Source organism: Sphingopyxis sp. (assembly GCF_016704835.1).
Lineage (GTDB): Bacteria > Pseudomonadota > Alphaproteobacteria > Sphingomonadales > Sphingomonadaceae > Sphingopyxis.
In genome coordinates, this window is the sequence record NZ_JADIZJ010000001.1 from 254,399 (window position 1) to 275,948 (window position 21,550).

At 63.4% G+C, this 21,550-nt stretch carries 22 protein-coding genes; 10 read left to right on the top strand and 12 right to left on the bottom strand.

Annotation, left to right across the window (positions count from 1 at the left end):
- Positions 1-16 precede the first annotated feature (16 nt).
- From IPF76_RS01295 to IPF76_RS01305, 3 genes are all read left to right on the top strand, one after another.
- The gene (locus IPF76_RS01295) at positions 17-568 is read left to right on the top strand and encodes a TspO/MBR family protein (RefSeq protein WP_293838579.1); all 552 of its coding nucleotides are present in this window, start codon (positions 17-19) and stop codon (positions 566-568) included.
- A gap of 37 nt (positions 569-605) precedes the next feature.
- Positions 606-947: an accessory factor UbiK family protein gene (locus IPF76_RS01300; RefSeq protein WP_293838581.1), complete on the top strand. Its 342-nt coding sequence runs from the start codon at positions 606-608 to the stop codon at positions 945-947.
- Between the two features lie 129 nt (positions 948-1,076).
- Positions 1,077-1,583 carry a YbjN domain-containing protein gene (locus IPF76_RS01305; RefSeq protein WP_293838583.1) on the top strand — a complete coding sequence of 169 codons (507 nt, stop codon included), beginning with the start codon at positions 1,077-1,079 and terminating at the stop codon, positions 1,581-1,583.
- 116 nt (positions 1,584-1,699) lie between these two features.
- On the opposite strand, the gene IPF76_RS01310 is transcribed toward IPF76_RS01305, so the two are convergent.
- The 5 genes from IPF76_RS01310 to IPF76_RS01330 all read right to left on the bottom strand — a co-directional run bounded on the left by IPF76_RS01310 (position 1,700) and on the right by IPF76_RS01330 (position 8,498).
- Complete coding sequence (locus IPF76_RS01310; RefSeq protein ID WP_293838586.1) at positions 1,700-2,656, bottom strand: right-handed parallel beta-helix repeat-containing protein; 957 nt, start codon at positions 2,654-2,656, stop codon at positions 1,700-1,702.
- Positions 2,657-2,749: 93 nt separating this feature from the next.
- Positions 2,750-5,377 carry a methionine synthase gene (gene metH, locus IPF76_RS01315; protein WP_293838589.1) on the bottom strand — a complete coding sequence of 876 codons (2,628 nt, stop codon included), beginning with the start codon at positions 5,375-5,377 and terminating at the stop codon, positions 2,750-2,752.
- Between the two features lie 147 nt (positions 5,378-5,524).
- Positions 5,525-6,574: a homocysteine S-methyltransferase family protein gene (locus IPF76_RS01320; protein ID WP_293838592.1), complete on the bottom strand. Its 1,050-nt coding sequence runs from the start codon at positions 6,572-6,574 to the stop codon at positions 5,525-5,527.
- Complete coding sequence (metF, locus tag IPF76_RS01325) at positions 6,571-7,509, bottom strand: methylenetetrahydrofolate reductase (protein ID WP_293838595.1); 939 nt, start codon at positions 7,507-7,509, stop codon at positions 6,571-6,573. The genes IPF76_RS01320 and metF overlap by 4 nt, the downstream gene beginning before the upstream one ends.
- A complete protein-coding gene (locus IPF76_RS01330; RefSeq protein WP_293838598.1) occupies positions 7,506-8,498 on the bottom strand; it encodes a metalloregulator ArsR/SmtB family transcription factor in 993 nt (330 codons plus the stop codon). The genes metF and IPF76_RS01330 overlap by 4 nt, the downstream gene beginning before the upstream one ends.
- Positions 8,499-8,727: 229 nt before the next feature.
- Between IPF76_RS01330 and IPF76_RS01335 the strand changes: the two genes are divergently transcribed.
- The 4 genes from IPF76_RS01335 to IPF76_RS01350 all read left to right on the top strand — a co-directional run bounded on the left by IPF76_RS01335 (position 8,728) and on the right by IPF76_RS01350 (position 10,707).
- Entirely contained in the window at positions 8,728-9,048 is a 321-nt protein-coding gene (locus tag IPF76_RS01335) for a hypothetical protein (protein ID WP_293838601.1), read from the top strand.
- 192 nt (positions 9,049-9,240) lie between these two features.
- A complete protein-coding gene (locus IPF76_RS01340) occupies positions 9,241-9,570 on the top strand; it encodes an entericidin EcnAB (RefSeq protein WP_293838604.1) in 330 nt (109 codons plus the stop codon).
- 68 nt (positions 9,571-9,638) lie between these two features.
- Positions 9,639-9,869, top strand: a complete 231-nt coding sequence (locus tag IPF76_RS01345) for a hypothetical protein (RefSeq protein ID WP_293838607.1) — start codon at positions 9,639-9,641, stop codon at positions 9,867-9,869.
- Between the two features lie 148 nt (positions 9,870-10,017).
- Positions 10,018-10,707: a DJ-1/PfpI family protein gene (locus IPF76_RS01350; RefSeq protein WP_293838610.1), complete on the top strand. Its 690-nt coding sequence runs from the start codon at positions 10,018-10,020 to the stop codon at positions 10,705-10,707.
- Here IPF76_RS01350 and IPF76_RS01355 read toward each other — a convergent pair.
- The 5 genes from IPF76_RS01355 to IPF76_RS01375 form a co-directional block, all read right to left on the bottom strand.
- Entirely contained in the window at positions 10,704-11,450 is a 747-nt protein-coding gene (locus tag IPF76_RS01355; protein ID WP_293838613.1) for a glutaminyl-peptide cyclotransferase, read from the bottom strand. The two genes, IPF76_RS01350 and IPF76_RS01355, sit on opposite strands and share 4 nt — an antisense overlap.
- 202 nt (positions 11,451-11,652) lie before the next feature.
- Entirely contained in the window at positions 11,653-13,302 is a 1,650-nt protein-coding gene (gene groL, locus IPF76_RS01360; protein WP_293838616.1) for a chaperonin GroEL, read from the bottom strand.
- Positions 13,303-13,365: 63 nt separating this feature from the next.
- Entirely contained in the window at positions 13,366-13,653 is a 288-nt protein-coding gene (gene groES, locus IPF76_RS01365) for a co-chaperone GroES (RefSeq protein ID WP_088440350.1), read from the bottom strand.
- 120 nt (positions 13,654-13,773) lie between these two features.
- Entirely contained in the window at positions 13,774-15,171 is a 1,398-nt protein-coding gene (locus IPF76_RS01370) for an MATE family efflux transporter (protein ID WP_293838619.1), read from the bottom strand.
- A gap of 197 nt (positions 15,172-15,368) precedes the next feature.
- Positions 15,369-15,941, bottom strand: a complete 573-nt coding sequence (locus IPF76_RS01375; RefSeq protein WP_293838621.1) for a Pycsar system effector family protein — start codon at positions 15,939-15,941, stop codon at positions 15,369-15,371.
- Positions 15,942-16,105: 164 nt separating this feature from the next.
- On the opposite strand from IPF76_RS01375, the gene IPF76_RS01380 reads away from it, so the two are divergent.
- From IPF76_RS01380 to IPF76_RS01390, 3 genes are all read left to right on the top strand, one after another.
- A complete protein-coding gene (locus IPF76_RS01380) occupies positions 16,106-16,342 on the top strand; it encodes an acyl carrier protein (protein ID WP_293838624.1) in 237 nt (78 codons plus the stop codon).
- 7 nt (positions 16,343-16,349) lie between these two features.
- A complete protein-coding gene (locus IPF76_RS01385) occupies positions 16,350-17,552 on the top strand; it encodes an aminotransferase class I/II-fold pyridoxal phosphate-dependent enzyme (protein ID WP_293838627.1) in 1,203 nt (400 codons plus the stop codon).
- A gap of 112 nt (positions 17,553-17,664) precedes the next feature.
- Positions 17,665-19,635, top strand: coding sequence for an ATP-binding protein (locus IPF76_RS01390; protein WP_293838630.1), 1,971 nt, complete (start codon positions 17,665-17,667; stop codon positions 19,633-19,635).
- Positions 19,636-19,646: 11 nt separating this feature from the next.
- On the opposite strand, the gene IPF76_RS01395 is transcribed toward IPF76_RS01390, so the two are convergent.
- Both IPF76_RS01395 and IPF76_RS01400 read right to left on the bottom strand, forming a co-directional pair.
- A complete protein-coding gene (locus IPF76_RS01395) occupies positions 19,647-20,567 on the bottom strand; it encodes a hypothetical protein (protein ID WP_293838633.1) in 921 nt (306 codons plus the stop codon).
- Positions 20,568-20,575: 8 nt separating this feature from the next.
- A complete protein-coding gene (locus tag IPF76_RS01400) occupies positions 20,576-21,550 on the bottom strand; it encodes an acylglycerol kinase family protein (RefSeq protein WP_293838636.1) in 975 nt (324 codons plus the stop codon).

The following is a 21,550-nucleotide window of genomic DNA, read 5'->3' on the forward strand; positions in this document are numbered from 1 at the left end:
GCAAAGGACCATGTGCATGACCGAGATCGCTACACCGGGCCAACTTCGTATGTCGTATCTGCGCTGGGCGCTGGTCACCGTGCCGGCGATCGTCCTGATCGGCAGCCTGATGGGCGTGTTGTCGAACAGCGGTTACGGCAACCGCTGGTTCGCCGCGCTCGACCTGCCTGCGATTACGCCGCCCGGATGGGTGTTCGGGGTGGTCTGGCCGATCCTCTACATCATGCTCGGGCTGGCGCTGGCGATGATCCTGCATGCACGCGGCGCGAAGGGGCGCGGCTTTGCGCTGCTGCTGTTCTTTGTCCAGCTGATTGCCAATTTCGCCTGGTCGCCGCTGTTCTTTGGCCAGTATCAGGTAACAAGCGCACTCTATCTGATCATATTCATCCTGATGGTGACGATCGCCACCACTTTTGCCTTTGCCCCGATCCGCAAGGCGGCGGCGTGGCTGCTCGTCCCTTACATGATCTGGCTGAGCTTTGCCGCAATCCTGAATTTCCAGATCGACCAGCGCAATCCCGACGCCGAAACCCTTGTCCCCGCCGCCGCCAGCACCCAGATAGGGTGACGGCAAGGGACTGAACGCTCGACAAAGGAACTTTAATATGCAGAGCGAGAACCGCTTTTTCGACGATCTGGCCAAGATGGTGAACGGCGTCGCCGGTACCGTCGCCGGCGCTGGCCGCGAAGCCGAAGCCGCGATGCGCGAACGCGCCAAGGAATGGGTCGGCCGGATGGATTTCGTCAGCCGCGAAGAATTCGAAGCAGTGAAGCAAATGGCCGCCACCGCGCGCGCCGAAACCGAGGCGTTGAAGGCGCGGCTCGACAAGCTGGAAGGCACGGCAAAGCCTGCGGCGACGGCAAACGCGGCTGCGGCAAAGCCAGCGGCACCGCCAAGGGCTGCGGCCAAGCCTGCCGCGAAGCCGAAAGCGGCACCCAAGACATAGTCGTCATCGCGGCGCAGGCCGGGATCTCGGCTTTGCATCCCACGCACCATTGAGATCTCGGCCTCTGCCGGGATGACGTTTTTCTGTGCGTGACTCGCGTCGCAGGACAACACCCGCTAAAGCGCCTCCATGAGCGAAGATATCTACGACGACGAAGACGGCCAGGACGCCGCCCCGATGGACATGCTGTCGTCCTATTTCGCTGCGCACGACTGGCCGCACGAAATGGTCGGCGAGGACGAGATCGTCGCGACCGCGCAGGGTAGCTGGACGACCTATGAGTTGCGCGCGGTGTGGCGTGCCGATGACGGCGTCATCCAGCTGCTCGCCTTTCCCGACATCCGCGTGGTCGAGGACAAGCGCGCCGTGGCGCACGAGGCGCTGGCGCTGATCAATGAACAATTGTGGCTTGGCCATTTCGAACTGTGGTCGAACAGCGGCACGATCCTGTTCCGGCATGGCCTGCTGGTCGGCGGAGATGCTTCCTTATCGCTCGACATGACCGAAACGCTGATCGAAAGCGCAATCGACGAGTGCGAGCGTTTTTACCCGGTGTTCCAGTTCGTGCTGTGGGGCGGCAAATCGCCCGCCGAGGCGCTGGCGGCATCGCTGATCGAAACGCGCGGGGAGGCCTGAGCCTTTACCGCCTCAGCCGTTCGCCCTGAGCGCGTCGAAGGGCTGTCCTGTTCTTTGAACGTCGAGAACACGACCGGTCCTTCGACACGCTCAGGACGAACGAAGTCGAAGTTGGTTTAGCGTTTCTCGTACCGCGTCAGCCCGACGCCCAGTTCATTCGCCCCGATCGCAAGCGCCTCACCGCTCCAGTCGGCGACAAACACCGACTTGCGGCCGATCCCGGCGGGCAGACTGGCGCGATTGCCGACAATCGAAAGCCCGCGTGACGGGTTCTTGCGCTCTTCCGCCGCCACCGCGACCAGCGCCGAATAATTTTCCTTGTCGCGCCCCTGTACGAACAGGTTGTTCGTGATCTGGCCGACCGATCCCGACGGCAGGTCGATCATATAATTGGTCGCGCGCCCCTGGGTGTCGTCGAAGCTGTTGTCGTTGATGTCGACCGCGATCGCGCGCGTTTTAAGGTAGTGGCCGCCGCTGCCTTTTTCGAACCGCGTCCGCGTGACAACGACCTTGCCGTAAATCCCGGTATAGACGCTGTGCGCGCAGCTGAGCCCGCGGTCGCAGCGACCGAGGCCGGAGAAGGTCGAGCGATCGATGGTCAGCGTGGCTTTGGGGTCGTCGGCGGTCAATATCCCCTCCTCGCTGCTCCGGAACAGGCTGTTCAGAACTTCCAGATCGCTGGTTTCCAAGCGGATGCCCGCACCGTTACCGTCGGGAACGCGCATATTCTGGAACACCAGCCCATCGACCCGCGCCCCCGCGCCGCGCAGCACCAGTGCCGCCTTGCCCTCGCACGCCACCCCATCGAATATCGCCCGGCCGGGTTCGGCAGCAACAAAGGCGATGCGGCCCGCGGTCTGCACCGCACAGTCGCGGTGATAGCCGGGGGCGATGCGGACCGTCCCCTCGCCGTCACCGATCGCATTGACCGCGTCCTGCAGCCGTCCGAAGCTGCGGCCCTCGACGCTAAAGGGTGCGCCGCCGCCGGTCTGCGCAGGCAGCGGCGTCGGGGCGGACAGCAGCGGAACGGCGAGCAGCGGCAACAGGGGCCGGCGGAGAAGGGACTTTACCATGACGACCCTATAGCGCGTTTCGAGCCGTCAGTCGTTTGCGAAGGCGGTTAATCGCGCACGCGTCCCGTTGTCGCACAGACGCGCCGTGTGAGGTTAATCGAGATTTGGCCGCAACCAGCGCGTCGCGGTGTCGATATCGACCGCGCGCCGGGTCGCATAATCGGCCAGCTGATCCGGCCCGACCCGCGCAACCCCAAAATAGCTCGCATCGGGATGTCCGAAATAGAAACCCGATACCGCTGCGGTCGGCAGCATCGCGAAACTTTCGGTCAGGACCGCGCCGGAAGTTTTGCCCGCATCGAGCAAATCGAACAGGATCGGCTTCAGGCTGTGGTCGGGGCATGCCGGATAGCCGGGCGCCGGGCGAATGCCGCGATATTCTTCCTTAACGATCGCCTCCGGAGTCAGTTGCTCAGCCGGGGCATAGCCCCACAGATCGGTGCGGACATGCGCGTGCAGCCGTTCGGCAAAAGCCTCGGCGAACCGGTCGGCGAGCGCTTTCAGCAGGATGTCGTTATAATCGTCATGCTCCGCCTTGAAGCGCGCCAAATGCGGCTCGATGCCGTGGATCGCGACCGAAAAGCCGCCGATCCAGTCGCCGTCATGGCTGACGAAATCGGCGAGGCACATGTTCGGGCGCCCCTCGCGCTTCGCGATCTGCTGGCGCAAGAAGGGAATGCGGACATGCTCTTCGGTCTGTTCGAGATGGATGATCACATCGTCACCCTCGCGGCGGCACGGCCACAGCGCGGCGACCCCCCGTGCCGTCAGCCAGTCTTCGCCGATGATCTGGTCGAGCATCGCGCGCGCGTCGGCGTACAGGCTCGACGCGCTTTCGCCGACGACCGGATCGGTCAGGATCGCGGGATAATTGCCCGCCAGCTCCCACGCGCGAAAAAAGGGTGTCCAGTCGATCCAATCGACTAGCTCGGCCAGATCCCAGCTGTCGAAGACATGCACACCGGGGTTCTCGGGCGGAAACGGCCGGATGTGTTCGTCAATCGCAAAGCCGTTGGCGCGCGCATCCTCGATCGGGATCAGCGCGCTCTGCCCCTTGTTCGCGCGCACGTCGCGGACATGCTCATAATCGTCCTTATAGCCCTTCACATAGGCATCACGCCCGGTGTCGCTGACCAAGGCGGTGGCGACGCCGACCGCGCGGCTGGCGTCGAGGACGTGGAGCACCGGGCCTTTGTAGGCGACGTCAATGCGCAATGCTGTATGGACTTTCGACGTCGTCGCGCCGCCGATCAGCAGCGGCATCGTCATCCCGGCGCGCTGCATCTCCTCGGCGACCGTCACCATCTCATCGAGCGAGGGGGTGATCAGGCCTGACAGGCCGATCATGTCGGCGTCATTCTCGTTCGCGGCTTCAAGGATCTTGCTCCACGGCACCATCACGCCGAGGTCGACGATCTCGAAGCCGTTGCACTGCAGCACGACCCCGACGATATTCTTGCCGATATCATGGACGTCGCCCTTCACGGTGGCCATGATGACCTTGCCTTTGCCCTTCGCGCCCGGCTCCTTCGCCGCTTCGATGAAGGGCAGCAGATGCGCGACGGCTTTCTTCATCACGCGTGCCGATTTGACGACCTGCGGCAAAAACATCTTGCCCGACCCGAACAGGTCGCCGACGACGTTCATGCCGTCCATCAACGGCCCCTCGATCACCTCGATCGGGCGCGGCAGCAGCAGGCGCATTTCCTCGGTATCGGCGACGACATGGGCATCGATGCCCTTGACCAGTGCATGTTCCAGCCGCTTGGCGACCGGCCAGCCGCGCCATTCCTCGGCGGCCTTCTCCTGCGCTGGGTTGCTGCCCTTATAGCGTTCCGCGAGCGCGATCAGCCGCTCGGTCGGGCTTTCCGCCTCGCCGTCTTTCTTGCGGTTAAGCACGACATCTTCGCTCGCCTCGCGCAGTTCGGGGTCGATCGTGTCATAGACGTCGAGCTGGCCCGCATTGACGATCGCCATGTCGAGCCCGGCGGGGATAGCATGATAGAGGAAGACGCTGTGCATCGCGCGGCGCACCGTCTCGTTGCCGCGAAAGCCGAACGACAGGTTCGAGAGGCCACCCGAGAAATGGACGTGCGGACAGCGGACGCGGATTACCTTCACCGCTTCGATGAAATCGACCGCATAATTGTCATGCTCTTCGAGTCCCGTCGCGACCGCGAATACGTTAGGGTCGAAGATGATGTCCTCGGGCGGAAAGCCTATGCCCATCAGCAGGTCGTATGCGCGCGCGCAAATCTCGATCTTGCGTTCCATCGTGTCGGCCTGCCCGACCTCGTCAAACGCCATCACGACGACCGCGGCACCATAAGCCATGCATTTGCGCGCATGGTCGAGGAAGGCCCCCTCGCCCTCTTTCATGCTGATCGAATTCACGATCGGTTTGCCGGGCACGCATTTCAGCCCCGCCTCGATCACACTCCATTTCGAGCTGTCGATCATCACCGGCACCCGCGCGATATCGGGCTCGGCGGCGATGAGCTTGAGGAAAGTCGTCATCGCATATTCGGCGTCGAGCAGCCCTTCGTCCATGTTAACGTCGATGATCTGCGCGCCATTCTCGACCTGCTGGCGCGCCACTTCGACCGCCGCGGCATAATCGTCGGCGAGGATCAGCTTCTTGAACGCCGCGGACCCCGTAACGTTGGTGCGTTCGCCAATGTTGACGAAATTGGTGGCGGAGGAGGCGGTATTCTCAGTCATCTGATACTTTCAAGCCCCTCCCCTTCAGGGGAGGGGTTGGGGGTGGGAGCTATCAGCGTAGCGCAAGGCCGATGGCCCTCACCCCGCTGCGACGAGCGAACGCGTTCGCAAGCCTCGCTGCCCCTCCCCTGAGAGGAGGGGATAAAATCACGCCGCCATCGTGAACGGCTCCAGCCCGGCGAGCCGCGTCCGCACCGGCACTTGCGGGATATGGCGCGGCGCGAGGCCCGCGACGGCCTTCGCCATCGCCGCAATATGCGCGGGGGTCGATCCGCAACAGCCGCCGAGGATATTGACCTGCCCATGCTCGGCCCATTCGCGCACCAACGCCGCTGTCGTGTCGGGCAGCTCGTCATATTCGCCCAGCTCGTTCGGCAGGCCGGCGTTGGGATAGACCATCACCAGCGCGTCGGCGATGTCGGACAGCACGCGCACATGCGGGCGCAGCTGCGCCGCGCCGAACGAGCAGTTGAGCCCGATGGTCAGCGGCTTGGCGTGTCGCACTGCGTACCAGAAGGCCTCTACCGTATGCCCCGACAGGTTGCGACCCGACAGATCGGTGAGCGTCATCGAGATCATCAGCGGCAGCTCGCGCTCGATCTTCGCCTCGGCCTCGAGCGTCGCGGCGATCCCTGCCTTGGCGTTCAGCGTGTCGAAAATCGTCTCGATCAGGATGAAATCCGCGCCGCCCTCGGCGAGCGCGACGACCTGATCGAGATAGACCGCTTTCAACTCATCGAAATCGATCTCGCGGTAACCGGGGTTATTGACATCGGGCGACAGCGACAGCGTCTTGTTGGTCGGCCCGACCGCACCCGCGATAAAGCGTCGGCGGCCGTCCATCGCTTCATATTTGTCGGCAGCTGCGCGCCCCAGCCGCGCGCTTTCATGGTTGATATCGGCGACCAGATGCTCGGCTCCGTAATCGCCCTGGCTGATCCGGTTGGCGCTGAAGGTATTGGTCGACACGATGTCCGACCCCGCAGCCAGATAGGCCTCGCCGATCGCAGTCACCACGTCGGGACGCGTCAGCGCGAGGATGTCGTTGTTGCCCTTCTGGTCATGGCTCAGCCCGAGCGAACCGGCATAGTCGGCCTCGACCAGCTTGCGGTCCTGGATCTGCGTTCCCCAGCCGCCGTCAGTGAGCAGGATGCGGTCCTTTGCTGCTGCCACTAATGCTTCGCGCGCGCTTTTCATGCGATCTGATCCTTTGCGTTCACAACCGGCCGCAGCCCCAGCAGATGACAAATCGCATAGCTGAGCTCGGCGCGGTTGAGCGTGTAGAAATGGAAATCGCGTACCCCGCCCGCATACAGGCGGCGGCACATTTCGGCGGCCACGGTCGCCGCGACCAGCTGGCGCGCCGCGGGATGATCGTCGAGGCCGTCGAACAGCGACATCATCCAAGCCGGGATCGCGGTGCCGCACAAGTCGGCGATGCGGCGCGTCTGTGACACGTTCGAGACCGGCAGAATGCCGGGAATGATCGGCGCGTCGATCCCCGCTGCGGCTGCCGCATCGCGGAAACGCAGGAAGCTGTCGGGCGAGAAAAAGAACTGCGTGATCGCGCGTGTCGCTCCGGCATCGAGCTTGCGCTTCAGATTGTCGAGATCGGCCTGCGGACAATCGGCATCGGGGTGCGTTTCGGGATAGGCGGCGACCGAGATTTCAAACGGCGCCACCGCCTTCAGGCCCGCGACGAGCTCGACTGCATTGGCATAGCCGTCGGGATGCGCACTATACGGCGCTCCACCGGGGACGTCGCCGCGCAGCGCAACAATGTGCCGCACCCCGGCTTCCCAATAGGCCTCTGCTACTTCATCAATCTCGGCGCGCGATGCCTCGACGCACGTCAGGTGCGCCGCAGGCGGCACAGCACTTTCGGCGGCGATACGAGCGACGGTCGCATGGGTGCGTTCGCGCGTCGAACCCCCTGCGCCATAGGTCACCGAGACAAAACGCGGCGCCAACGGTTCGAGCGTCCGAAACGTGTCCCACAGCTGCGCCTCCATCTTTTCGGTCTTGGGCGGGAAAAATTCAAAGCTGACGCCGATGTCACCGTCCAGATTGGCGAACAGCGGCGACGCCGCGGCGCGGCGCGCTTCCGCGAGCGAGTTCAAGGTTGACGTCATGCCGCAAGCCTTTTGGGTTGGCCATCGCCATCCTGGGCGAGAGGCGGTTGATCTTCGTCGCTGCGACGGCGGCCGAGCCAAAGCTTGACGACCAGTTCGCCGCCTTCGAGCGTTTGGGTGTTTTCCAGCAGCAGTCCCGCCGATGCGAACCAGCCGCGGATCTGCGCGTCCGAAAAGCCGAGCCGCGCATGCGCCGCCAGGTTGCGAAGCGCCTCATCGTCATGCGGCGCGAAATCAACGACGAGCAAATGACCGCCGCCGCGCAGCACCCGGCTCGCCTCGGCAATCACCCGGTCGGGTTCGTGCGCAAAGTGCAGCGCCTGGTGGATGACGATACTGTCGACGCTGGCGGCGCCTACCGGCAAATTCAGGAAATCGCCCTGCACCAGATCGACCGGGATCGCTTGACCCGCGAGCTTGGTGCGCGCGATGCGCAGCATTTCGGGGCTGCGGTCGAGCGCAGTTATCCGGCGCGCCGTCGGCGCAAAAATCTCCGCCATCCGACCGGTGCCAGTGCCGATGTCGAGCAAATGCCCGAGCCGCCGGTTGTGCATCATCGCCAGCATCGCCGCCTCAACCTCGCTTTCGGCAACATGACGCGAACGGATCGCGTCCCATTCGGCGGCATGCTCGGCAAAATAGCGTTCGGCGACCGCGACGCGCTCGTCGCGCACCGCCGCCAGCCGCCGTGCATCATGCGCGATCACCAGCGCCTCGCGCGCCGAAAACGGCCAGCTTTCGGCCTGCCCGATAATCTCCGCAATCGGTCCGCCCTTGGCGATCCGCAGAAACACCCAGCTGCCTTCGCGGCGCCGCTCGACAATCCCCGCCTCCACCAGGATGCGGACGTGGCGGGAGACGCGCGGCTGGCTCTGGTCGAGAACGGCCGCCAGCTCACCGATCGCCAGCTCCATTTCGCGCAGCAGCGCCACGACTCGCAGGCGCGTCGGGTCTGCAAGGGCACGAAAAATGTCGATCAGCTCGCTCATGGGAATACATATAAAGCTTTCTTTATATCCGGTCAACCAAGCCGCGCACCCCTAATTTCCGCCATGCGCGATTGGGCCAAGGCGGGTTTGGGACGAAACATCCCGGCTGGCCGAAAAAGGGCGTTGCGTGCCATTTGTCGAGCGAGTAATTCTCCGCTCGATTGGCATATTCCGGGATCGATCTGTTCCTGTGCCGGTCGATCAGTTCAATCCGAGAGGGGTTTCCCAAATGAAAAAATCGATCACTCTGTCGCTCGTCCTCGCCGCTACGATGAGCCTCGCCGCTTGCGGTGAAAAGGCTGCCGACGACACTGCTGCTGCAACCGAAGACGCCGCTGCGACCGTCGAAGGCGCTGCTGACGGCGCTATGGAAGCTGCCGAAGGCGCTGCCGACGCTGCTGCCACTGCCGGTGCTGCTGCTGAAGGCGCTACCGACGCTGCTGCTGCTGGCGACACTGCCGTTGCCGCCGACAAGGCAACCGAAGCGGCTGACGCCGCCAAGGAAGCTGCCGACGCTGCCAAGGGCGCGATGGAAGAAGCAAAGAAGTAAGCTTCTTTCGGGCCAAATTGGTCAACAGAACAATGGGGGTCGTCGGTTCGCCGGCGGGCCCCTTTGTTGTTCTGGGGGATAGGCGCCGTGCCGCGAAGGGACAAAAGCTATTGATTGCCAAGCCCCTGAACCCTCGCTAACCCTCTGCGTCCATGACCGGTCACACGGTCATTGTTTTCGAAAGGAATACCCATGCGCAAGATCCTCATCGCTTCGATGGCCGCCGCGGCCTTCAGCCTCACCGCGTGCTCGGAAAAAACCCAGGACGCAGCTGGCGAAACCGCCGACTCGATGGCTGACGACGCCGCCGCCACCGGCGATGCAATGGCGGAAGGTGCTGCCGACGCCGCAGACGCTACCGCTGCTGCCGCCGACGACGCTGCTGCCTCGACCGCCGCTGCCGCCGACAAGGCCGGCAATGCTGTCGAAGGCACTGTCAACGCCGCCGGTGACGCCGCTGCGGCCGCTGGCGACAAAATCGAAGCCGAAACCGCTAAGGCCGAAGCCAACGACAAAAAGTAGGTCATTGGCGCGCGTCTGAACGCGCGACTATAGAAGGGCTCCATTCTTTATGAATGGAGCCCTTTTTCGTGGGAGAGACGTCTATGCAATGCCGTGGATTTGCGACAATCCTGACAGCGGCAACCCTTGCGCTGGCCGCGGGGTGTAGCCGCACCGATAACGAACCCGGCCCTGGCGGGGTAACGGTCAACGAGGCGAAGGCGCTCGACGATGCCGCCGAAATGCTCGAAAGCCGCGACGCTGCCCCCGCCGCCGGTGCTGAGGCAACAAGCAGCGCGAACGAGAAGGCGGACAAATAGCGCCTTTCCCTCGGCGCGGCGCGGGGTTAAACTGGGGCCACCCCGCGACTGGCGCTGAAGATGGAGACCCATCGGGAAGCGGGGCTGGCAGATAAGCCATGACGAGCCGCGCGCCTGGGTGATCCACAGCCAGCGCAAGGACATCCATATGACCGACGCACCGCCGATCCCTGCCGCCACCACGATCGTTTTCCTGCTGTTTCCCGGTATCACCCAGCTCGATTTCACCGCGCCCGCGCAGGCGCTCTGCCGGATTCCGGGCGCGCGCCTGGTTGGTGCGGCAGCAGACCGCGATCCGATCGCCACCGACAGCGGTTTTTCGATCCTGCCGACCGACGATTTCGCGAGCTGTCCGCAAGCCGATATACTGTGCGTACCCGGCGGGCATGGCGTTGCCGAGGCGCTGGGCGATGCCACAACTATTGATTTCATCGCGCGGCAAGCCGCCGGCGCAAACTGGGTCACGAGCGTCTGCACCGGCGCCTTCCTGCTCGGCCGCGCTGGATTGCTGACGGGCAAGCGCGCCACGACGCATTGGGCCTATGCTCATCTGCTGCCTCTGGTCGGTGCCGAACCGGTGAACTCCCGGATCGTCGAAGATGGCAATCTGGTCACCAGCGGCGGAGTGACGTCGGGGCTCGATTTCGCGCTGATGCTGATCGGGCGACTACACGGCGACACGGTCGCGCAGGCGATCCAGCTCGCCATCGAATATGACCCCGCCCCGCCCTATGTCGGCGGCCACCCCGACCGCACGCCGCCCGCCATCACTGCAGGTTTGAAAACGCGCGTCTATGACGCTGCCGCAGCGCGGATGGAGCAGGCGCTCAGCGGCTAGCGACAGTCAGCGAGCGCTACCTCATAGAGTTTGGGCCAATATTTTCCGGTCACGAACAGGCGCTTTTTCTTGGCATCCCACGCAATGCCATTGAGAACACTATCGTTTCCTATGGCGCCCGCCTGCTCTTTGAGCCCCGACAGATCGATGTGGGATTTGATCGCGCCGCTGGCGGGGTCGATCCGCACGATCATGTCGGTCATCCAGACATTGGCCCAGATTTCGCCGTCGATCGTCTCGAGCTCGTTGAGCATCGCCAGCGGGCGGGTGCCGAAGCGCACGGTGACGCGCTTTTGTTCGGCCATCGTCGCAGGATCGAAAAAGCGCAGCTGCGACGTCCCGTCGCTGAGCACGAGACTGTCGCCCACTAGCGTAACCCCCCAGCCCTCGCCCGCATATTTGAACGTGCCGACTGGTTTCAGATCTTTGATCTGCCAGCGGTTGCCGACCCCGCTCTGCCAGGTGACACCAATGATCTGGTCACGCCAGCGCGTGATGCCTTCGCCGAACTGGTCGTGGGGAAGCTTGGTCTGCGCGAGCGCCTTGCCGGTCTTGAGGTCGAGCCTCGCGAGACGCGAGCGGCCGTACTGGCCGGTCGCTTCGTAAAGGTGGCCGTCGTCCCAGAACAGGCCCTGGGTGAAGCTGGTCGCGTCATGGGGGTAGCTCTGGACGACGCGATAGCCACAGCGCTCGATCGACTGGATCGGGTCGGCGATCATGGCGAGGGCAAGGACGAGGCTCATCTCGCCTTGCTATGCGGGACAAGGTGAACTGGCAATGTCCTGGCTCCCCACTTTGTCAGCACACTCTGCACCTTCGTCATGCCGGCATGCCGGCATGCCGGACAGCACGCGAAAAGGTGGACCCTGGATCAAAGAAAAAGGCCGGAGGATTTCTCCCCCGGCCCCTTCTTGTCAGCATGCGCCGAGCGGTGAGCGGTTGAACTTAGAAGTCCATGCCGCCCATGCCGCCCATGCCGCCGCCGCCCATGCCGCCGCCCATTGCGGGCTTGTCGTCGGGCGATTCGGCGATGCCGGCTTCAGTGGTGATCAGCAGTCCGGCAACCGAGGCTGCGTCCTGCAGCGCGATGCGCACGACCTTGGTCGGGTCGATGACACCGGCCTTGACCAAGTCTTCATAGACATCGGTCGAAGCATTGAAGCCGAAGTTGCTGTCCTTCTGGTCGAACAGCTTGCCAGCGACAACACCGCCGTCAAAGCCGGCGTTTTCCGCGATCTGGCGGACCGGAGCCTGCAGCGCCCGACGGATGATGTCGATGCCGCGGGTCTGGTCTTCGTTGATGCCGGTCAGGCCTTCGAGTGCTTTGGTGGCGTACAGAAGCGCCGTGCCGCCGCCGGGGACAATGCCTTCTTCGACCGCAGCGCGGGTAGCGTGAAGCGCATCATCGACGCGATCCTTGCGTTCCTTCACTTCGACTTCCGAAGCGCCGCCGACTTTGATAACGGCAACACCGCCGGCGAGCTTCGCCAGACGTTCCTGCAGCTTTTCCTTGTCATAGTCGCTGGTCGTCGTTTCAATCTGCGCGCGGATCTGTTCGACGCGGCCCTTGATCGTGTCGGCATCGCCGGCACCATCGACGATCGTCGTGTTGTCCTTGTCGATGGTGACGCGCTTGGCCTGCCCGAGCATGTTCAGCGTGACGGTTTCCAGCTTGATGCCCAGGTCTTCGCTGATCATTTCACCGTTGGTGAGGATCGCGATGTCCTGCAGCATCGCCTTGCGACGATCGCCAAAGCCCGGTGCCTTGACGGCCGCGACCTTCAGGCCGCCGCGCAGGCGGTTGACCACCAGCGTCGCGAGCGCTTCGCCTTCGATGTCTTCGGCGATGATCAGCAGCGGACGGCCCGACTGCACAACCGCTTCGAGAATCGGCAGCATCGACTGGAGGTTCGACAGCTTCTTTTCAAAGATCAGGATGTACGGATCGGCCAGCTCGACGAGCATCTTTTCCGGGTTCGTGATGAAGTAGGGGCTCAGGTAACCGCGGTCGAACTGCATGCCTTCGACTACGTCGAGCTCGAAATCGAGACCCTTGGCTTCTTCGACGGTGATCACGCCTTCCTTACCGACCTTGTCCATCGCCTGCGCGATTTTCTCGCCGACTTCGGTGTCGCCATTGGCCGAAATGATGCCGACCTGGGCGATTTCAGCGGTGCCCGAAACCGGCTTCGACTGCGCCTTGATCGTTTCGACAACCTTGGTGACCGCGAGGTCGATACCGCGCTTCAGATCCATCGGGTTCATGCCGGCGGCAACCGACTTCATGCCTTCGCGGACGATCGCCTGCGCCAGAACGGTCGCGGTGGTCGTGCCGTCACCGGCGAGGTCGTTGGTCTTCGAAGCAACTTCGCGAACCATCTGCGCGCCCATATTCTCGAACTTGTCCTTGAGTTCGATTTCCTTGGCGACGGTGACGCCGTCCTTGGTAATGCGGGGAGCGCCGAAGCTCTTGTCGATAACGACGTTGCGGCCCTTGGGACCGAGGGTCACCTTCACCGCGTCGGCGAGGATGTCGACACCGCGCATAATGCGTTCGCGTGCGTCGCGGCTAAATTTTACGTCTTTTGCAGCCATGGGGCTATTCCTTTCAAAGGCGCAGAAAACTGCGCAACTTCACTCGAGATTCGATCAAATCGCTCAGGCGATGACGCCGAGGATGTCCGATTCCTTCATGATCAACAGCTCTTCGCCATCGACCTTGACTTCGGTGCCCGACCATTTGCCGAACAGGATGCGGTCGCCGGCCTTGACGTCGAGCGGGGTCACCTTGCCGTCGTCGGCGCGGGCGCCCGAACCGACGGAGACGACTTCGCCTTCCTGCGGCTTTTCCTTGGCGGTGTCGGGGATGATAATGCCGCCAGCCGTTTTTTCTTCGGCTTCGATACGGCGGACGAGCACTCGGTCGTGCAGCGGACGAAATTGCATGGATATCCCTCCAATGATGCAATGGATGTCATTTAGCACTCACAGGGTATGAGTGCTAACAGACGGCCATATGGGTGGGAGTCCGATAGGCGTCAACCACCGCTCGCCAAGTTTTTTGCGTCAGAGCGGGAGCAGGCCGAGACGGGCGCGCATCCGCCACCGCATCAGCAGCACCGCTGACACCACAATAAGCCCGACCGCCAGCCCGATCCACACCCCGACCCCGGCCAGCGGGGTCCAGAAGCCGAGGTAGATGGCGGTACCATAACCTGCGATCCAGTAACCGCAGATCGCGATGATCATCGGGGTTCGGGTGTCCTGCAAGCCGCGCAGCACGCCAGCGGCAACCGCCTGCGCGCCGTCGAACAGCTGGAACGCCGCCGCGACGACGAGGAACTGCATTGCGAAACCGACGAGCGCCGCATTGCGCGCCGCGTCGACATCGACATAGATCGACAGCACCAGCGTCGGGAATAACCACATCAACAGCGCTGTGAACGCCATGAAGCCGATGCCGAGCACGAGCGACGCCTGCCCGGCGTGCGCGATGCCGCGATGGTCGCGCGCACCATAGGCGAGCCCGACGCGGATCGTTGCCGCCTGTGCAACCCCGAACGGAATCTGGAACGCGAGCGCGGCGACCTGGAGCGCGATCGTGTGACCTGCGAGTTCGGTTTCGCCGATCCGTCCCATCAGGAACGCGGCGCCAGTGAACAGGCCGGCCTCGGCCAAAATCGTCAGAGCGATCGGGGTGCCGATGCGCAGCATATCGAAAAAGCGCGTCCATTCGGTGCGCCACCAGTTACCGAACAGATGATAGCGCCGCAGGCGCCGGTCGGACTGGATGACAACGACATAGGCGAGCAGCATCAGCACGCTGGTCAACACGCTGGAAATCGCCGAGCCATGGAGCCCGAGCGCGGGCATGCCGAGGTTGCCGAACACGAGCGCCCAGTTGCCGAGTGCGTTGACGCCAAGCGCGCCAAAGGTGATCGCGGTCGCGATCGTCGGCCGCCCGAGCGCGGAGACGAAGATACGCAGCACCGTTGCCGCGATCATCGGGAACATGCCCCACATCAGGATCAGCAGGAAACCGGCAGCGCGCGCCGAGGTTTCAGCGGGTTGGCCGGTCGCGACCATGATCGGTCCGCCTGCGGCGCAAATGACCATGAAGACGAGCGATACCAAAGTGCTGAGCCATAAAGCCATGCGCACCGTCCGCCGCACTTCGCGCACCGCATGTTTGCGGCGCCCAAGCTCGGCGGCGATCAGCGGCGCGGCGGCGCCGACCAGGCCGCTACCGGTCCATAACAACAGGCCGAAAATCGACACGCCGAGCGACGAGGCGGCGAGCGCAGCATCGCCAAGCCTTGCGACGAAGATGACGTCGATCGCATGGACGAGCATCTGGAGTAGGTTCGCCACCGCCAGCGGCAGGGCAAGCGCCAGTGTCGCCCGGAACTCCTGACGAAGACCCTGCGGCGTTTCCGCGGTCAAAGGCGTGGCCTGCTGCAACATAGCCGGCTCGGATAGGCGCGGCGGTGCGGCGGTTCAATCCGGGGCGATGGTCGGGGGAATTTTCGAGGGCGGGGGTGGCAAAAAGGCAACAACGCCGACAGCAAGGTGTTATTGCGAGCAAAGTGAAGCAATCCAGAGCGGTTTACGCACATTCTGGATTGCCGCGTCGCTTCGCTCCTCGCAATGACGATGCTATCTCACCCCCGCCACATCGCTACCATCTCGAACGCAAACGCCCCGAAGGTCAGCGTCAGCCCGACCACGAACAACCGATACGCATAGGCCAGAAAGCGATATTTGCGCCGCGCCAGCACGATGCCGTTCTGATAGGTGTCGCGCAGCATCGTCTCGTACAGATCTTCCTCGGTCCGCAGCCGCGCCTTGACCGCGTCGATGAACTCATCCTCCTCCATCTGGGCAAAGCGCCCGAAAAACAGGATGTTGCTGTGATCCTTGCCGTCTTTGAACACGATCGGCGGCGCCTTGCCGACGCGCGGCAGCACCGCCGATACCGCAAGCAGCGCCGACAGAAAGGAAAAGGTCGCGAGGATCGTCAGCGGCATCGCCAGCGCCCCCGCTCCGGCGCGCGCCTGCCCGACCGCGAGTGTGAACACGACAAAGGTCGCGCCCATCAGGATCGAAGCCTTCTGGTCGGCCATCTGCGACAGCTGCATCGTCAGCTGTTGGTTGGTGCGCACCAGATGCACCGCGTTCGGCGGGAAGGACACCGCGGGCGGCGTCGGTGGTGTCGATGCGTTTTCGCTATCCATGGCTTGTCCCCTTGCCTTAGCAATACGCCAGCGACCCGTCACAGCGATGCCATGAAGTGCCGCCAGCGGCAAGATGTTGCCCTGTTCCCGCCGCATTCGCTTGCCAATCGGACCATGGCGCGGCATTCCCGCGCGCAACATTATATCTTTATGGGACGCACCACATGAGCACCGCCCTGCGCGACCAGATTTTCGGCCTTATCGCTCCCTTCAACAAAAAGGGTGTCGAGCTGACCGATGCGACGACCTTTGCCGGCGACCTTGAATGGGACAGCCTGACGGTGATGGATTTTGTCGCCGAGGTCGAAGACACGTTCGACATCATCATCAGCATGAACATGCAGGCTGAGATCGAAACCGTGGGCCAGCTGGTCGCGGCGGTGGCGAAACTGCAGGGCTGACAGGGCGATGACCGATCTCTTCTCGAAATTCGATCCGCTGATCCAGCAGCGCGAGACCCTGCTCGCGACCGGGGTCACCGATCCCTATAATCTGGTGATGGAAAAAGTGATCTCGCCGACCGTCGCGATCTGCAACGGGCGCGAGACGATCCTGCTCGGCACCTATAATTATATGGGCATGACCTTCGACCCGGACGTCATCGCCGCGGGCAAGGATGCGCTCGACAAATTCGGCGCGGGCACCACCGGCAGCCGCGTCCTCAACGGCACCTATCAGGGCCACAAGGAGTGCGAAGAGGCGCTCAAAGAATTTTACGCCATGGAGCATGCCATGGTGTTTTCAACGGGTTATCAGGCGAACCTCGGCATCATTTCGACGATCGCGGGCAAGGGTGACTATGTCATCCTCGACATCGACAGCCATGCCTCAATCTATGACGGCTGCGCGATGGGCAACGCGGAAATTGTCGCCTTTCGCCACAATGACGTCGAAGCGCTGGAAAAGCGGCTGAAGCGCCTGCCTCCGGAGGCCGGCAAGCTGGTGGTGCTCGAAGGCGTCTATTCGATGCTCGGCGACGTCGCGCCGCTGAAAGAGATGATCCGCGTCTCCAAGGAAGCTGGCGCGATGGTGCTCGTCGACGAGGCGCATTCGATGGGCTTTATCGGCGAGAATGGCCGCGGCGTCGCCGAGGCGCAGGGGGTGATCGACGACGTCGACTTCATCATCGGTACGTTCAGCAAGAGCGTCGGCACCGTCGGCGGTTTCTGCGTGTCGAACCACCCGAAATTCGAAATTCTGCGGCTCGTCTGCCGCCCCTATGTCTTCACCGCGTCGCTGCCGCCCAGTGTCGTCGCGACCGCCGCGACGAGTATCCGCAAGCTGATGCACGGATCGAACAAGCGCGCGCATCTGTGGGAAAATTCGAAGGTGCTGCACAAAGGTCTGCGCGATCTGGGCTTCACGCTCGGCACCGTAGAGGCGCAATCGGCGATCATCGCAGTCATCATGCCCGACCTCGAAAAGGGCGCGATGATGTGGGAAGCGCTGCTCGACGAAGGGCTGTACGTCAATCTCGCGCGCCCGCCCGCGACCCCCGCGAACATGACTTTGCTGCGCTGTTCGCTGTGCGCCGAACATTCGATCGAACAGGTCGGCGAAATCCTCGGCCGCTTCGAACGCGCCGGCAAGCGCATCGGGATTATCGGCTGAACCGAGCCGGCCCCCGACCAGCGGATTCCTTTTTACGCCGAACCGAAGCGGCGTACGATTGCGGGGGGTTTCGGCGCTTTGCGGCGCCGCCCTTGTCCGGTAAGACGGACGCGTGTTCGAACGGGATGGCGATACCGAAACCGAGACGCGGCGAGAGCGGCTACGCTTCTGGCTGACAATCGGCATGGCGACGATGCTGACCGGCATTGTCGGGGCGCTTGTTCTGTTGCTCGTGCGCGCCAACGACAACTACGACCGCTCGCTCGGCTGGCAGACGCAGAGCCTGGAAGTCATTTCTCAGACCCGCTCGCTCGATGCCACCCTGGCGCGCGCCGAGGCGGCGCTTGGACGGTTCGCGGTCGGGTTGCAAAAAGAGGATGGCCGGGTCTTTGAACAACAATGGGGCTTGGCGCGGCAATATTTGGCCCGGCTCGACCGCACCGTCCGCGACAACGCCGTGCAGGCGAAGCTGGTCGACGAACTCACACAGGAGATGGACCGCCGGGGGAGCCAGCTTGGCGACGCGGCGCTCAGCGCCAATTACAGCCAGACCGTTGCCGCAATTTCCAAATACCACGCCGCGGGCCATGACGCCGCGCTCGGCCGTATCGACCGCCTGCTGACCCAAATCATCGGCAACGAACGCGCATTGTTGCGTGAGCGCAACCGCGTCGCCGCCGCCGACCGGGCGAGCTTGAACCAGGCGATCCTGCTCTTCTCACTGCTCGGCGCCGCCGCGGCGGCGGTGGCCATTGGCGCAACCTTTTCGCTCGTTCGCGCCGAAGCCGAACGCCGCGTCGCGCGGCGCGAACAAGCCGCCGAGAGCGACCGAGCGATGCAGCTGGAGCAAGCAGTCGAGGCGCGCACCGCCGAACTCGAACGCGCCAATATCGCGCTGCGCAGCGAGATGACCGAGCGCGAAGCGGCCGAGGCGCAGCTGCGTCAGGCGCAGAAGATGGAGGCGGTCGGCCAGCTGACCGGCGGCATTGCGCATGATTTCAACAATATGCTGGCGGTTGTCGTCGGCGGACTCGAACTCGCGCAACGCTGGCTGCCCGATACTCCCGAAAAGGCCGAGCGCCACCTTGCCAATGCGCTCGACGGCGCCAACCGCGCCGCCGATCTGACCCGGCGGTTGCTCACCTTTGCCCGATCCGAACCCGCGCGCCCCGAAATCACCGCCGTCGATGACTGCATCGCCAGCTTTGCCGAGCTGATCGAAAGAACCATCGGCGACCGGATCGCATTGACCCTCGACCTCAACGCCGACGGCCTCGCCTGCTGGCTCGACCGGCAGCAGTTCGAAAACGCGCTGCTCAACCTCGCCGTCAATGCGCGCGACGCGATGAACGGCCATGGTTCGCTGACGATCCGCACTCTGGACGATGGCAACGGCAAAGCACTGGCAGTGCAGGTGATCGATACCGGATGCGGGATGCCGCCTGAAGTGCTCGAACGCGTGTTCGACCCCTTCTACACCACCAAGCCCGCGGGTCAGGGAACGGGCCTCGGTATGAGCCAGGTCTTCGCCTTTTGCCGCCAGTCGGGTGGCGAGGTGCAGATTTCATCGATCGAAGGCGACGGTACCAGTGTCGCCATGCTGCTACCGGTGGCAAAGCCGCAGAGGGTCGCCGCCGCCGCGAGCGACAATGATAGCGACGCTGCCGTTGCTGCGCCGACCGAAGCGCTGAGCATATTGGTGGTCGAGGATGACCAGCGAGTGCTGGCAGCAACGGTCGATGCGGTCGAGGAACTGGGTCACAGTGCGGTCGCGTGCGGCAATCCGCTTGAGGCCGAGCGGCTCGTCGAGAGCCGGTTGGCAGATGGAGGTCGATTCGATCTTATCCTGTCGGACGTGCTGATGCCCGACATCACTGGCCCCGAAATGGTCGCGCAGCTCAAACGGCGCTGGCCCGCCCTGTCGGTGCTGTTCGTGACGGGCTATTCGGGTGACGCGAGCGGCATCGCCAGCTTCGGTGACCATAACGTGCTGCGCAAACCCTTCACGCTAAACGCGCTCGATCAGGCGATCCGGCGCTGCGGCGAGGTCCGGCCGAGCGAGGAGCAGCGGCTGGCGAGTTAGGCCGTGGCGGCCTACCGGATCGCACCGCTTTTCATCAGGCGCGGCACCAGCGTCAGCGCGGCGACCAGCGGCCAGCGGCGCTGCCACGGCTTGATCTCGATCTTTGTCCCTGCATGGCGATTGATCTTCCACGCCAGATAATCGATGCCGCCGGCGTAGGTCAGGCTGGCCTTGGCGAGCCGCGCGATGCTGAGCGCCTTGCCGCGGCGACGCATCTGACCCCACCGTCGGCGCGCTGTATCGGCATGGAAGGCGTTCGCAACCTCGCCATTCGGGCCGATTCCCCGGCGCGTCGCGATTTCCGCCAAGGTCGCCACAGCGAACCGCTCGTAACGGTCGAGATCGGCATCGACGATTGATACCGATCGCCCGTTCCGCTCGGCGCGCAATTCGGCTTGATAAGTGTGGGCAAAACCGGCGCGCCATATATCTACCGGCGGCGCCGATGCGTCCGGCACCATCGTCGGTATCGTCAATTCGAATAGCGTCACCGGTGCCTCCACAACGGCAGCGACGACACGATCGGCGGCGACATGATCGACCGACCAGACCAGACGACTTGGCTGTGCAAAACGCGCCCACACCGACACATTGGATGCCTCCCCGCTGTTGAGCAGTTCAAAGTCCCGTTCACTGAGCACCGCATATTTGGCGATCAGTCCGCCATGTTGGAACGGAAAGACATTGGGAGGAATCAACCGGTTTGCCGCCGCCATCCAGCGTTTGGAATAGGCGTCGCTATAATCGGACACGATCAGATAAAAATCGAGCATCAATCCGTCGAGCTCGCTCTCGCGCAGACAGCTTCCGTAAAATAGCACCGCGCGCGCGCTCCCGGGATATTGGGCGGCGATGGCCTGAGCCATCGTGGCGACACGGGGGTCGACGGGGGCCGATAATTCGGCATGGACCAAGTCGATCAGGTCGGACACGCGATCGCTCAGGCGGCGAGGCGCAGGAAGGGGACCGGCTGCGTCGAAGTCAGAATGATCGGCATGCCGGATTTCGCCTGGAAAATCTCGCCATCCAAAATGACGTTCGACCGCTCGCCCTCGATACGGATTTCGTCGCCCTGCTGGAAATGGACGCCGTTGAGCTGGTTCTGCCCCAGCGTGCCGCGCCAAGTGGCCCCGAGCATACGGAACAGCGCGCCCATGCCGCGTTCGACTGCAAGCAATTTCATCTGCCCGCTCTGCCCCGCGCTGTCATTGGTGCGGATGCTGAGCAGCAGCTTTTCCAGCGTGGTCACGATCAGCAGCGAGAATTTGCCCTTGAACTCGCCCTGGCGGATCAGCGACACTGTCATCGCTTCGGGCTTGGGCGGCAAGCGGCCGCCGCCGAGACCGAACATCATCGCGAACAGGCCCAGAATCGCGGCCAGAAAATGCGAGACGCCATTAGGCAGGCCGAGCGGGTAGATGCGGTTACGGCAATAGAGCATGACATCGGCAAGATAGGCACCGCCCAGAAACATGCCGAGCACCGGGCGCGCTTCGCCGCCGCTGTCGAGCGAGATCAGCTGGCGCTGGATCACATGATCTTCGAGCCGCCCCGATTCGACCAGTTCGATCACCCGCTGCAACGCCTTGATCGGATCACCTTCGGCGCCGAGGTCGAGCGCGATCAAATTGGTCTTCCCGTTGGGCAGCACCGCGACCGGCGGCGGCGAACCGCCGAAATGGCCGACCGAATAGAGCTCGGTCAGCGCGGCCTGGACCGTGCCATCACCGCCATTGATGACGACGACGCGTGGGCTGACCATCGCGATGGTGCGGATCGCCTCGCCGATCTGGTCGACGTCCTCGACTTCATAGTGAAAGATGTCGGGGTGCGCCGCGCAATATTCGCGAACCCGCGGCAACAAGGCACGGTTGCCGGTCGAACGCGGATTGGAAAGAAGCGCGACGCTGGCCAT

Bases quoted from the DNA above. Each gene is read 5' to 3' on its own strand.
- IPF76_RS01295 (WP_293838579.1), top strand. From the start codon at position 17: ATGACCGAGATCGCTACACCGGGCCAACTTCGTATGTCGTATCTGCGC.
- IPF76_RS01300 (WP_293838581.1), top strand. From the start codon at position 606: ATGCAGAGCGAGAACCGCTTTTTCGACGATCTGGCCAAGATGGTGAAC.
- IPF76_RS01305 (WP_293838583.1), top strand. From the start codon at position 1,077: ATGAGCGAAGATATCTACGACGACGAAGACGGCCAGGACGCCGCCCCG.
- IPF76_RS01310 (WP_293838586.1), bottom strand. From the start codon at position 2,656: ATGGTAAAGTCCCTTCTCCGCCGGCCCCTGTTGCCGCTGCTCGCCGTT.
- metH (WP_293838589.1), bottom strand. From the start codon at position 5,377: ATGACTGAGAATACCGCCTCCTCCGCCACCAATTTCGTCAACATTGGC.
- IPF76_RS01320 (WP_293838592.1), bottom strand. From the start codon at position 6,574: ATGAAAAGCGCGCGCGAAGCATTAGTGGCAGCAGCAAAGGACCGCATC.
- metF (WP_293838595.1), bottom strand. From the start codon at position 7,509: ATGACGTCAACCTTGAACTCGCTCGCGGAAGCGCGCCGCGCCGCGGCG.
- IPF76_RS01330 (WP_293838598.1), bottom strand. From the start codon at position 8,498: ATGAGCGAGCTGATCGACATTTTTCGTGCCCTTGCAGACCCGACGCGC.
- IPF76_RS01335 (WP_293838601.1), top strand. From the start codon at position 8,728: ATGAAAAAATCGATCACTCTGTCGCTCGTCCTCGCCGCTACGATGAGC.
- IPF76_RS01340 (WP_293838604.1), top strand. From the start codon at position 9,241: ATGCGCAAGATCCTCATCGCTTCGATGGCCGCCGCGGCCTTCAGCCTC.
- IPF76_RS01350 (WP_293838610.1), top strand. From the start codon at position 10,018: ATGACCGACGCACCGCCGATCCCTGCCGCCACCACGATCGTTTTCCTG.
- IPF76_RS01355 (WP_293838613.1), bottom strand. From the start codon at position 11,450: ATGAGCCTCGTCCTTGCCCTCGCCATGATCGCCGACCCGATCCAGTCG.
- groL (WP_293838616.1), bottom strand. From the start codon at position 13,302: ATGGCTGCAAAAGACGTAAAATTTAGCCGCGACGCACGCGAACGCATT.
- groES (WP_088440350.1), bottom strand. From the start codon at position 13,653: ATGCAATTTCGTCCGCTGCACGACCGAGTGCTCGTCCGCCGTATCGAA.
- IPF76_RS01370 (WP_293838619.1), bottom strand. From the start codon at position 15,171: ATGTTGCAGCAGGCCACGCCTTTGACCGCGGAAACGCCGCAGGGTCTT.
- IPF76_RS01375 (WP_293838621.1), bottom strand. From the start codon at position 15,941: ATGGATAGCGAAAACGCATCGACACCACCGACGCCGCCCGCGGTGTCC.
- IPF76_RS01380 (WP_293838624.1), top strand. From the start codon at position 16,106: ATGAGCACCGCCCTGCGCGACCAGATTTTCGGCCTTATCGCTCCCTTC.
- IPF76_RS01385 (WP_293838627.1), top strand. From the start codon at position 16,350: ATGACCGATCTCTTCTCGAAATTCGATCCGCTGATCCAGCAGCGCGAG.
- IPF76_RS01400 (WP_293838636.1), bottom strand. From the start codon at position 21,550: ATGGCCAGCGTCGCGCTTCTTTCCAATCCGCGTTCGACCGGCAACCGT.